The 11969-nt window shown below is 69.3% G+C and carries 10 protein-coding genes; 6 read left to right on the forward strand and 4 right to left on the reverse strand.

Annotated features, from left to right (window positions below; all coding sequences use genetic code 11):
- Positions 1–29: 29 nt before the first annotated feature.
- The 3 genes from GSI01S_RS14895 to gluQRS are packed head-to-tail and all read left to right on the forward strand — an operon-like array spanning position 30 to position 3060.
- The gene (locus tag GSI01S_RS14895; protein ID WP_006897424.1) at positions 30–653 is read left to right on the forward strand and encodes a PadR family transcriptional regulator; all 624 of its coding nucleotides are present in this window, start codon (positions 30–32) and stop codon (positions 651–653) included.
- Positions 650–2152: a DHA2 family efflux MFS transporter permease subunit gene (locus tag GSI01S_RS14900; RefSeq protein ID WP_006897425.1), complete on the forward strand. Its 1503-nt coding sequence runs from the start codon at positions 650–652 to the stop codon at positions 2150–2152. The genes GSI01S_RS14895 and GSI01S_RS14900 overlap by 4 nt, the downstream gene beginning before the upstream one ends.
- A 2-nt stretch (positions 2153–2154) precedes the next feature.
- The gene (gene gluQRS, locus GSI01S_RS14905) at positions 2155–3060 is read left to right on the forward strand and encodes a tRNA glutamyl-Q(34) synthetase GluQRS (RefSeq protein ID WP_006897426.1); all 906 of its coding nucleotides are present in this window, start codon (positions 2155–2157) and stop codon (positions 3058–3060) included.
- A 95-nt stretch (positions 3061–3155) separates the two neighbouring features.
- On the opposite strand, the gene GSI01S_RS14910 is transcribed toward gluQRS, so the two are convergent.
- The 4 genes from GSI01S_RS14910 to GSI01S_RS14925 all read right to left on the reverse strand — a co-directional run bounded on the left by GSI01S_RS14910 (position 3156) and on the right by GSI01S_RS14925 (position 7415).
- Positions 3156–4988, reverse strand: a complete 1833-nt coding sequence (locus GSI01S_RS14910) for a phosphoenolpyruvate carboxykinase (GTP) (protein ID WP_006897427.1) — start codon at positions 4986–4988, stop codon at positions 3156–3158.
- A 119-nt stretch (positions 4989–5107) separates the two neighbouring features.
- Positions 5108–5491, reverse strand: a complete 384-nt coding sequence (locus GSI01S_RS14915; protein WP_233500140.1) for a DUF6802 family protein — start codon at positions 5489–5491, stop codon at positions 5108–5110.
- 8 nt (positions 5492–5499) lie between these two features.
- Positions 5500–6642 carry a hypothetical protein gene (locus GSI01S_RS14920; protein ID WP_006897429.1) on the reverse strand — a complete coding sequence of 381 codons (1143 nt, stop codon included), beginning with the start codon at positions 6640–6642 and terminating at the stop codon, positions 5500–5502.
- On the reverse strand, positions 6639–7415 hold the full coding sequence (locus GSI01S_RS14925) for a hypothetical protein (protein WP_233500139.1): 777 nt from the start codon (positions 7413–7415) through the stop codon (positions 6639–6641). Before GSI01S_RS14925 ends, GSI01S_RS14920 begins: the two co-directional genes overlap by 4 nt.
- 148 nt (positions 7416–7563) lie before the next feature.
- Between GSI01S_RS14925 and trmB the strand changes: the two genes are divergently transcribed.
- The 3 genes from trmB to GSI01S_RS14940 form a co-directional block, all read left to right on the forward strand.
- Complete coding sequence (trmB, locus tag GSI01S_RS14930) at positions 7564–8352, forward strand: tRNA (guanosine(46)-N7)-methyltransferase TrmB (RefSeq protein ID WP_006897431.1); 789 nt, start codon at positions 7564–7566, stop codon at positions 8350–8352.
- Positions 8349–9002, forward strand: coding sequence for an NYN domain-containing protein (locus GSI01S_RS14935; protein ID WP_006897432.1), 654 nt, complete (start codon positions 8349–8351; stop codon positions 9000–9002). Before trmB ends, GSI01S_RS14935 begins: the two co-directional genes overlap by 4 nt.
- A 95-nt stretch (positions 9003–9097) precedes the next feature.
- The coding region (locus tag GSI01S_RS14940) for an MMPL family transporter (protein WP_006897433.1) at positions 9098–11969 on the forward strand (2872 nt) is incomplete at its 3' end.

An 11969-nucleotide genomic window follows, 5' to 3' on the forward strand; every position in this document is an offset into this window, starting at 1 on the left:
CACATGGACTAATTGATCTGGAGCATTCGATGTCGGCTGAACAACCGCGGCTCACGCCGCTCGGTGTGATGGTCCTCGCGCTGCTGCGCGAGGGCGCCATGCACCCGTACGAGATGGTCCGCCTGCTCAGGCAACGGCGCGACGACCGCATGGTGTCGATCACGAACGGCACGCTGTACCACACCGTGGACCGGCTGAATCAGCAAGAACTCCTGGTCGAAGTCGGAGTGGACCGCGAGGGCAACCGCCCCGAGCGGACCACGTACCGACTCACCGACGCCGGGCGCGACGCCGTCACCGAGTGGGTTCGCCGAGAGCTGCCCCGGAACGACCGCACGGCGCAATTCCGGGTCGCCCTCGCCGAGGCCCACAACCTCGACCGCGACGAGGTGATCGCTCTCCTGACGCTGCGGCGCGAGGGGCTCGCCGCCGATCTCGAGGTCCACCGCCGAGGCCTGAGCGATGCCACCGGCCGCGGTGTGCAACCGCAGTTCCTCATCGAAGTGGATCGTCAGGCCGATCTGATCGAGACCGATCTCCGCTGGACCGACCGCCTGCTCCAACGCCTCGCCGATCCCGACTACGCGTGGGGCGTCGACTCCGCGACATCACCGACACCCGTGCTCCGCACCGACTCGAAGGACTCGAAATGACAGTCTCGTCCGGCACCGCCGACTCGCAGCGGAGCCCGTGGCCCGCACTGTGGGCACTGGTGATCGGCTTCTTCATGGTCCTCGTCGACACGACCATCGTGTCGGTCGCGAATCCGGCCATCAAAGAGGCGCTCGACCCCGACACCGACAATCTCGACAACGTCGTCTGGGTCACCAGCGCCTACCTGCTCGCCTACGCCGTGCCGCTGCTGATCACCGGGCGGATGGGCGACCGCTTCGGTCCCCGCAATCTCTACCTCATCGGCATCACCGTCTTCACCCTGTCGTCACTGGGCTGCGGTCTGTCGAACTCCCTGGCCATGCTCGTCGCGTTCCGCGCCGTCCAGGGTCTCGGCGCCGCGATGATCACCCCGCAGACCATGGCCGTGATCACCAGGACGTTCCCGGCGCATCAGCGCGGCGCGGCGATGGGTCTGTGGGGTTCGGTGGCGGGTGTGGCGATGCTCGTCGGCCCGCTGGCCGGCGGTCTGCTGGTCGATCACGCCGGTTGGGAGTGGATCTTCATCATCAACGTCCCGGTGGGCGTCATCGGCTTCGCCGCGGCGTGGCGCTTGGTTCCCCGACTCGAGACCCACCAGCACCGGTTCGACGTCGTCGGCGTGACGATCAGCACGATCGGCCTCTTCCTCATCGTCTTCGGTCTCCAGGAGGGCGAGAAGTACGACTGGGCCGCCTGGGTGTGGACGATGGTGATCGGCGGTGTGGCGATCATGGCGCTGTTCCTCTGGCAGCAATCCCGCACCGCGAGCGAACCGCTGGTTCCGCTGGCACTGTTCCGCGACCGGAACTTCTCCATCTCCAACCTCGGCATCGCCGTCGTCGGCTTCGCGGTCACGAGTATGACGCTCCCGATGATGTTCTACGTCCAGGTGGCACGCGGACTGAGCCCCACGAAGTCGGCGCTGCTGCTGATTCCGATGGCCGTCCTCGCCGGGGTGCTCGCCCCGCTCGCCGGCAAGCTCCTCGACCGGACCGATCCCCGATTCCTGCTGGTACCCGGCCTCGGCCTCTACAGCGTCTCGCTGTTCTGGTATGCGTCGATGATGAACGCGGACACCGCCATTCCGATGTTCCTGCTGCCCGCCGCGCTGATGGGCATCGCCAACGCCGGCATGTGGGGACCGCTGGCGACCACCGCCACCCGCAATCTCCCGCCGCGGCAGGCCGGCGCCGGAGCCGGCATCTACAACACCACCCGACAGATCGGGTCGGTGATCGGGTCGGCCGCCATCGCCGCCGGCATGCAGTCCCGGCTGGAGGCCAACGTGCCCGGCGCGGGCGACACCGGCTCGGTGGGCGTCGGGCAACTGCCGGACTTCCTGGTGGCGCCGTTCTCCACCGCCATGGCGCAGTCGATGCTGCTGCCCGCATCGATCCTGATAGTCGGTGTGGTCGCGGCGCTCTTCCTGGTCCGGCCGGAGAGCACGAGGCCGGGGTACCGGGCGGAGACGACGGCGGCGGTCGACACTACCGTGTAGACATGCTGCCGCCGAGCCCCGCGGGCCGCTTCGCACCGTCGCCGTCGGGCGATCTGCACATCGGAAACCTGCGCACCGCGGTCCTGGCATGGTTGTTCGCCCATGCCACGGGCCGCGGTTTCGCGATCCGGATGGAAGACCTCGACCGCGTCCGGCCGGGATCGGACGTCCGGCAGCTGCGGGATCTCGCGGCGCTCGGCCTCAGCTGGGACGAGCCTGTCGTCTACCAGTCACAGCGGCTCGAGGAGTACCGCGCCGTGGTCGACGAATTGGTGGCCGCCGGACGCACGTTCGAGTGCTACTGCACTCGCCGGGAGATCCTCGAAGCGCCGAGCGCACCGCACGCGCCGCAGGGCGCTTACCCCGGAACGTGCCGCGACCTCAGCGAGGCGCAGCGCGCGCAACGACGGTCGGAGCGGCCCGCCGCGATCCGCCTGCGCGCCGAGGTCTCGTCGTTCACCGTCCACGACCTGCTGTACGGCGAGTTCACCGGCGACGTCGACGACTTCGTCCTGGTCCGGAACGACGGAACCCCGGCGTACAACCTGGCGGTGGTGGTCGACGACGCGGCCACGGGTGTCGACCAGGTGGTCCGCGGCGACGATCTGCTCAGCTCCGCACCCCGGCAGGCCTTCCTCGCGACTCTGCTCGGTCACCGCCCGCCCGAATACGCCCACGTGCCGATGGTCCTCAACCGCTCCGGGGCCCGCCTCGCGAAGCGCGACGGCGCCGTCACCCTGACCGATCTCGCCGGCCACGGGGTGGACGCGGCATCGGCGCTGTCGATGATGGCGGAGTCGCTGGGACTGGCCGCCGCCGGTGAACCGGTCACGTTGAGCGTTCTGGCGGAGCGATTCGACCCGTCCACGCTGGTTCGCACACCCTGGGTGTTCGTCCCGCCGGAGTGAACGGCGGTCCCGGCCGCGTTTCCCGGGGCCGACCGCTGCGACGAGAGGCCCGACCGGGCGAACCGGTCGGGCCTCTCGTCAGCGGACTCTGAGCGTCAGCCCAGGCGATCGCGCAGGTGCTTGAGCTGGTCGGCGAGCTCGGCGGGGAGCTTGTCCTTGCCGTCCTCGACGAACTCGAACCACTCCTCGATGGTCGGCAGTTCGTCGCGCCATTCGTCGGCGTTCACCGCGAGTGCCTCGGCGAGATCGGCCTCGGAGACGTCCAGTCCGGTGAGATCGAGCTCGCCCGGCGCCGCGACGATGCCGATCGGGGTCTCGACGCCCTCGACGTTGCCCTCGATGCGATCGACCATCCACTTCAGGACGCGGCTGTTCTCGCCGAAGCCCGGCCACAGGAAGCGGCCGTCCTCGCCGCGGCGGAACCAGTTGACGTAGAACACCGCGGGGAGCTGCGCGCCCTCCTTGCGGCCGATGTTCAGCCAGTGCTTGAAGTAGTCACCGACGTGGTAGCCGAGGAACGGCAGCATCGCCATCGGATCGCGGCGGACGGTGCCCACCTTGCCCTCGGCCGCGGCGGTCTGCTCGGAACCGACGGTCGCGCCCATGAAGACCGCGTGCTCCCAGTCGCGGGCCTGGGTGACCAGCGGCACGGTGGTCTTCCGGCGACCGCCGAAGAGGATCGCCGAGATCGGCACGCCCTGCGGGTCGTCCCACTCGGGAGCCAGCGTCGGGCACTGCGACATCGGGGTGCAGTAGCGCGAGTTCGGGTGGGCGGCGTTGGTCCCGGACTCGGGGGTCCAGTCGTTGCCCTTCCAGTCGATCAGGTGCGCCGGGGTCTCGCCGCCGATGCCCTCCCACCACACGTCGCCGTCGTCGGTGCGCGCGACGTTGGTGTAGATCGTGTTGCCTGCCTCGACGGTCTTCATCGCCGTCGGGTTCGAGTCGTAGCTGGTGCCCGGTGCGACGCCGAAGAAGCCGAACTCCGGATTCACCGCGTACAGCCGGCCGTCCTCGCCGAAGCGCATCCAGGCGATGTCGTCGCCCACGGTCTCCGCACGCCATCCGTCGAGAGTGGGGTGGATCATCGCGAGGTTGGTCTTGCCGCACGCCGACGGGAACGCCGCGGCGACGTAGTAGACCTTGTCCTCGGGGCTGATCAGCTTCAGGATCAGCATGTGCTCGGCCAGCCAGCCCTCGTCGTGCGCCATCGCCGAGGCGATGCGCAGCGCGTAGCACTTCTTGCCCAGCAGCGCGTTGCCGCCGTAGCCCGAGCCGTAGGACCAGATCACCCGGTCCTCGGGGAAGTGGACGATGTACTTCTCGGTGTTGCAGGGCCACGGCACGTCGGTCTGTCCCGGCTCCAGCGGGGCGCCCACCGAGTGCAGGCCCTGGACGAAGAAGCCGTCCTCACCGAGCGCCTCGAGCACCTTGGGGCCGACGCGGGTCATCACGCGCATCGACAGCACGACGTACTCGGAGTCGGTGATCTCGATGCCGAGCTTGGGATCGTCCGATCCGAGGGGACCCATGCAGAACGGGATGACGTACATGGTGCGTCCGCGCATGCAGCCGCGGTACAGCTCCGTCATGGTCGCACGCATCTCGGAGGGCTCCACCCAGTTGTTGGTGGGGCCTGCGGCTTCTTCGGTCTTGCTGCAGATGAAGGTGCGAGATTCGACGCGGGCGACGTCCGCGGGGTCCGAGAGCGCCAGATACGAGTTGGGCTTGCGCTCGTCGTTCAGCTTGGTGATGGTGCCGGACTCGACGAGTTGCGCAGTGAGGCGATCCCACTCCTCGTCGCTGCCATCCGACCAGACAACTCGGTCGGGCTGCGTCAATTCGGCAACCTCGGCCACCCAGGCGATGAGCCCGGCGTGCTTGGTAGGGGCGCTCCCGGGCTCGACGCCCGGAATTGTCGCAGCGGTCATGCGGATCTCCTCATCGAAAACTCACGGGTGCCTGCGCGCAGTGGCTGTGCGAACGCATACTGGCCCCAGGATACGCCCCATACGCCGTGGACCGAACCCCCGGGCATCGCGACCAGCGGCTATTCGAGTCGGCCCAGCGTCGTCGGACTCCACTCGGCGTCATGCTCGCCCAACGCCCCCGCATCGACTCGGCAATCTGTTCGCAGAACGGACACCCGGTCCACTCGCCCGTCCCCGTCGGTATCGGCGACGATCGCCGGGGAACCATCGACCTCGCAGGTCAGCGAGTCACGGACACCGTCTCCGTTCGCATCGAACTCCGCGGGCCCGAGGTCCCACAGGGCACCGTCCGAGTACCACCACAGGTGGTCGTGAACATCGACACCCGGCGAGTTCTCAGCGTCGGACATCACACCGAAGCCGGACGGGTGGTGCACCCCTCCCTCCGGGGAGATGAGACCATCCTCACTGTCTCCGGCGAGTCCTCCGGTCAATTCGTCCATCGGTTCCATCAGACGCGAGCGGGTCGCGTCCGGTTCCATACCTCTCTCGTGAACTGAGCTTCGGCCGCGCCGGCCCTGGTGCCGATGCGGTGTTCCATGCCGAGCCGCCTCGACGCGATCACCTCAGCGGCCCACCGTTCCAGCCGCGCGCGATCGGCGGATGCGCGGCGGACGGACACCACCCATGCGGCGAGCGCGACGCCGCCCAGGAGGGTGAGCACGGTCCCGGCGATGCCCAGTCCGGCCCACTGCAGGGTCGGCGCGATCACCATCCGGCCGATTCCGAAACCCATCGATGCGCCGAGGAGCAGCACCATGACGTCCTCGGTGCGGCGACCGCCCTGCGGTCGAGGCACGACCCGCGTGCCGTTCCCGAACGGCTCGGGCGGAGACGGCGGAGACGAGCCGCCGGCCAGTCCGCCGACGGCCGCTGCCCGTACCTGATCGAGCCGCTGCGCGAAGTGGTCCATCACCCGGTGTTCGAGCGCGTCGAGCAACGACGGCAGCCAGTCGGTGAAACCGGGAGCGGCGCTGGCGTCCGGCACGCAGCGATGCACATCGGACGTCGCGGCCCGCAACGATTCGATCGCCTCCGCCCTGGAGGCGACGATGCCCGCTCGCAGTCCGGCGAGCCGATCGGCACGGATCAGCGCGACCGACTCCGAGGGCGGCTGCGCCCTCTGTCCGCTCTCGGCCTGTCCGCTCTCGGCCCGCGCGGGAGCCCGGGGAACGGCTTCACCGTCGGCCCGATCGCGGCACCAGCGTGCCAGTTCCGGGACACCCGACGCGGAACCGGACGCGCTCGCGAGCGCCGCGGAGGTCGCGAACACCGGAAGTCCGCGCTGCGGATCCAGGCGGCGCCGCGTCTCGGCCAGCGCTTTCGGCCATGCCGGGAAGGCGTCGACGCGACATGCCACGAGTGCCGTCGGCAGGCCCGCCGCGGCGAGTTCGGCCAGCAGCAGGTCTTCTTCTTCGCACGCCGGCATCGACGAGTCGATCGCCAGCACGGCCGTCCGCGCCCGCGCGGCCTGCGACGCGGCATCGGCGGGGCTGCCCGCGACGAGGATCTCCTCCCGCAGCCCGGCGGCCGCCAGTGCGGCGGCGAGTCCCGCCGGGTCGGCTCCGGCGGTTCCGGCGATCAGCAGAGTCATCGGACCCGCTCCCCCGCCAGACGCCGTTCGACCGCGACGCGGTCGAAGCCGCGGGCCGCATGCAGGCGCAGTCCCGAGAGTCTGCGCACCCGGCGGCCGCGCGCGATCTCCGCGGATGCGGCGGCGATCGGCGCGACCAGCGCGTCCAGACCGCTCGCCTGCCGCAGCCGCACCGCCAGCGCCTGCGCGTCCAGGTCGGGGTCGGTCGATACGGCGGCCAGCGACTCCACGAGGCCGGCGCGACCGAGCAATGCGAGGAGCCGCGCTGCGGAGCCCTGGTCGGGCGCGGCTGCGGCGAACGCCGCCGCGGACTCGGGAACGCGGACCCCGGCGGCCGCCCACGACCGCAGGACGTCCACGTCAGCTGAAGTGATCCGCGCCGCGGCCGGCAGTGCGGACACCGGATGCACCGGACAGGCGAGATCCTCGCTCGCGTTCGCGGCGAGCCGGTCGGCGTCGGGCCGGGTGTCGGCCTTCGCGGCGACGACGACCACCGGCACCTCCGCTGCCCGGATCGCGGCGCGATCACAGGCGCGCGCCTGTGCGCCGATGACCCGGATCAGCAGATCCGCGGGGTCGTCGAGGCGCCGGTCGTGATCCGGACCGTCTCCCCGGTCCTGACCGACCGGTCTGGCGACCACTCCGAAGCGAGCGGCGAGCGCGGCGGCCATCGTCGAACTGCCCGCGCCGGGCGCCCCGGAGACGTCGACCACCAATGGTGTGCGTGCGAAATCCGGCCCGTCGAATGCGAGGCCGCTGAGAATGAGTTCCACCCCGTCCACCTCCCCCAAGGTGTCTGCGTGCACTGAACCTACCCCGCAGGTCCGACATTGTGCGGCGGTCGCCGGAATCGGGCGGCCCGAGGCGGCTGATCGGGGTGTCCGTTGTGAGCGAGCACCGTAAATAGGACACCATGGAACGGTGAACACCGACGCCGCCGATGGATCGGCGCCCGACACCGACCGCTCCCGCCTCTACCCGAGAGTCACCAGCTTCCGGTTCCGGCGCGGGACTCTGACCCCCGGACAGCAGCGCAATTGGGAGACTCTGTGGCCCCGGCTGGGGCGCGACCTGCGCACCGGACCCGACCGCGCGGACGAGCCACCGCTCGAGGCGGCGGAGTGGTTCGGACGGCAGGCTCCCCTCATCGTCGAGGTCGGCAGCGGCACGGGCATCTCGACCGCGGCGATGGCCGAGGCCGAGCCGGACGCCGACGTCGTGGCCGTGGAGGTGTATCAGCCCGGGCTCGCGCAGTTGGTCGGCCTCGTCGACCGAGCCGGACTGACCAACGTCCGCATGGTCCGCGGCGATGCGACCGTCGTCCTCTCCGAGCTCATCGGTCCCGACACCCTCGCCGGCGTCCGCGTGTTCTTCCCTGACCCGTGGCCCAAGTCGCGCCATCACAAGCGGCGTTTCCTGCAGTCGGGCACAATCGAACTGATCGCCGATCGACTCAAGCCCGGCGGCGTCCTGCACATCGCGACCGATCACGCCGATTACGCGCTGTGGATCGCCGAACTGCTGGCGACGCAGCGTCCGGACCGGCCGCATGTGGTGCCGCTGACCTTCGACTCGCCGATTCTGCTCGACCGCCCGACCACCAAGTTCGAGGGCCGCGCCCAGGAGGAGGGCCGAGAGGTCAACGAGTTCGTCTACGTGAAGCCGCATCCCAAACCCACGCGCACGGAGACCAGGGAGGACGACGCATGAGCCCCGAGTTCGCGGAGACGATCTCCGGCGCGAGCAGTGCTCGCCGACTGCTGCTGGTGTGGGACGCCCCGAATATGGACATGGGTCTCGGAGGAATCCTCGGCGGCCGCCCGACCGCCGCGCACCGGCCGCGGTTCGACGCCCTGGGCCGCTGGATTCTCAAGCGGAACGCCGCTCTGGCGGCGAGTCTGCACGCCGAGGTCGAGCCCGAAGCCACCGTCTTCACCAACATCGTGCCCGGCAGCGCCGACGTGGTGCGCCCGTGGGTGGAGGCGCTGCGGAACGTCGGTTACGCGGTGTTCGCCAAGCCGAAGCTGACCGAGGACAGCGACGTCGACGCCGACATGCTCGACCACATCCAGGTGCGACGTCATACACCCGGCCTCGCCGGTGTGATCGTCGCCTCAGCCGACGGCCAGGCCTTCCGGGAACCGCTGCTGGAGATCGCGGCCGAAGGTGTGCCGGTCACCGTCATCGGTTTCCGGGAGCATGCGAGCTGGGCGTTGACCTGCGAAGAGATCGAGTTCATCGATCTCGAGGAGATCCCCGGCGTGTTCCGCGAACCGCTGCCGCGGATCAGTCTCGACTCGCTGCCGGACGAGGGCGCCTGGCTCACCCCGTTCCGTCCCCTCACGGCGTTGCTCAAGTAGACAGGTCTTCAGAGACCTGAAGCCGTGCGCAGGTTTTCTCAGTTTAGGCTGCGAGAATCGCACTTTCGGTACCCGCAAGTAGGAAGGACACCGGCGTGTTCGGATCCATCGGCTCATTCGTCTACCGAATGCGCTATACCGTCATCGCCGTCCTCGTCGCATTGATGGGCGGTCTGGGGCTGTACGGCATCAACCTGCCGCAGTACCTGTCCCAGAGCGGATGGTTCGACCCGGGCTCGGAGTCGGCCCAGGGATCCGTCATCGCCGACACCGCCCTCGGGCGAGACCACAAGTCCGACGTGATCCTGCTGATCACGCCGCCTGCGGGGACCAAGGTCGACGATCCGGCGTTCAGCGCCAAGATCGAGAACATCGTCGACGACCTGGTCAAGGAGCATCCGGACATCGTCAGCCGGGAGTCCGGCGACGGGCACGCGGGCATCATCGATCCGTTCGAGAAGGCCGACGCGGGCGCCGGTCAGACCGCTGCCGAGATCAAGCAGTCCCGGATGTGGACGGCCGACCGAAAACACGGTTTCGTGTCCATCGGCGTCGCGGGTGACGACGACACCACGATCCTGAACAACTACAAGACCATCGAGCCGTTCTTCGACGGGCTCGCCGACCGGTACGACCTACCGGGAACCAAGTTTCAGCTGGCCGGTCTGCAACCGATCGCGGCCGCGATGAGCAAGGGTATGGAAGACGACATCTCGCGCGCCGAGGTGATCGCGCTACCGGTGGTGGCGATCATGCTCCTGTTCGTCTTCGGCGGCGTGGTGGCGGCCGTGCTGCCGGTCTTCATCGGCGGTCTGACGATCGCCGGCTCCCTCGGCATCATGAAGGTGCTGGCGCAGCTCACCGAGTTGAACATCTTCGCCCAGTCGGTGGTCACGCTGATCGGTCTGGGCATCGCGATCGACTACGGCCTGTTCATCGTCAGCAGATTCAGAGAGGAACTGGCCGAGGGATACACGGTCAAAGCCGCGGTCCGAAGAACCGTGATGACCGCGGGCCAGACCGTGGTGTTCTCGGCGACCATCATCGTCGCCGCGCTGGCCTGTCTCCTGATGTTCCCGCAGGCCTTCCTGAAATCCGTGGCGTACGGGGCGATCGCGTCGGTCGGTCTGGCCGCCATCCTGTCGATCACCGTCCTCCCGGCGATCCTGGCGATCCTGGGCCGCCGGATCGACGCGCTGAGCCTGCCCTTCCTGCGTCGGACCAAGACGCGCGAAGAGATCGAGGCCGGATTCTGGGGCCGCCTGTCCGGATGGGTGATGCAGCACCCGGTCAAGACCGCGGCACCCACGGTCCTGCTGCTGCTGGCGCTGATCATCCCGTTCGGCAACATCCAATTCGGCGGCATGACCGAGGCCTATCTCCCGCCCGACAACGCGAACCGCGTCGCGCAGGAGGACTTCGACAAGTACTTCCCGACCGAGCGCACCGAAGACCTCAAGCTGATCGTCACCTACGACCAGAACACCGACGACGCGGCGGGCAAGATTCAGCGGATCGCCGACGAGGCCAACCAGATCCCCGGGTTCACCAAGCAGTTCTCGCCCACGGCCGACGGCGGAGCCCTCGAAGGCGTGTACGGCGACGACGAGACCGGGCTCGGCGTGACGCAGATGTCGGCCGGTCTGGTGGACCGCAACACCGCACCCGAGGCGATCAAGAAGCTCCGCGAGATCGACGACCAGGGCATGACCGTCTACGTCGCCGGCACCCCGACCCTGACCCAGGACTCCATCGACGCGCTGATCAAGCTGCTCCCGTGGATGGCCATCCTGCTGGTCCTGGTCACCGGCCTGCTGATGTTCCTGGCGTTCGGTTCGGTCATCCTGCCGATCAAGGCGGCGCTGATGACCGCGCTGGGTCTGGGCTCCACGCTCGGGATCCTGACGTGGATCTTCATCGACGGTCACGGCTCGTCGATCGCGAACTTCACTCCCGGGCCGCTCTTCGCGCCGGTGCTGGTTCTGATCATCGCGATCATCTACGGCCTGTCGACCGACTACGAGATCTTCCTGCTCTCCCGCATGGTCGAGGCCCGGCAGCAGGGCGCGTCGACCACCGAGGCGATCCGGGTGGGCACCGCGCACACCGGCCGCATCATCACCGCGGCCGCGGCCATCCTGGTGGTGGTCACCGGCGCGTTCGGCCTGTCGGACATCGTCATGATGAAGTACATCGCCTACGGCATGATCGCAGCGCTGATCCTCGACGCGACGGTGATCCGCATGCTGCTGGTGCCGTCGATCATGAAGTTGCTCGGCGACGACTGCTGGTGGTCGCCGCGCTGGATGCAACGACTGCAGCAGAAGATCGGCCTCGGCGAGACCATCCTCGAGGACGACCCGAGCCAGAAGCGCCCCGACTACTTCGACGCGGTGCCCGCGGGCACCTCGGGCGGTGTCGTGGCCGCGGCGGAGGCACCGACCACCGCGATGCGGGTACCGGCCGGAGTGGCCGAACGTCCAGTGGCCGGACGGGCCGAGCCGACGGGGCCCCGCCGCGCGCTCTCGCGGCACGAGACGCCGGGTGAGTCCGACAGCGGACCCCAGCCCACCGCCGACAGCACGCTCGACGAACTCGTCGACGACGAGGTGGTCGCGCCGTCCGCCGCGCGCACCGACCGCCGCGGCTCCGGCCCCGACACCGGCTCGTGGAAGCTCGGACTCGGCGGCGTCCGCCAGGTGAGCCCGGATCAGCGCCCACGACCGCAGGCAGCCCCGTCGGCACGACCGCAGACCGCACCGCCTGCACCGCAGCCGCGTCCGGTGCGGACGCCGATCGCACCGACGACGGGCGGTGCGACGCCCGCTGCACGGCCACAGGGACCCGCTCCCACCGCCCCGGCGACCGCGCGCCGCCCGATCGGTGCACCGCCGGTACCGCCGCGCCGGGTTCCGCCGCGCCCGGTGGTACCGGGTCAGAGCGGCCCGCAGCCCGTGGCTCCTCGCC

Source organism: Gordonia sihwensis NBRC 108236 (genome assembly GCF_000333035.1).
GTDB lineage: Bacteria > Actinomycetota > Actinomycetes > Mycobacteriales > Mycobacteriaceae > Gordonia > Gordonia sihwensis.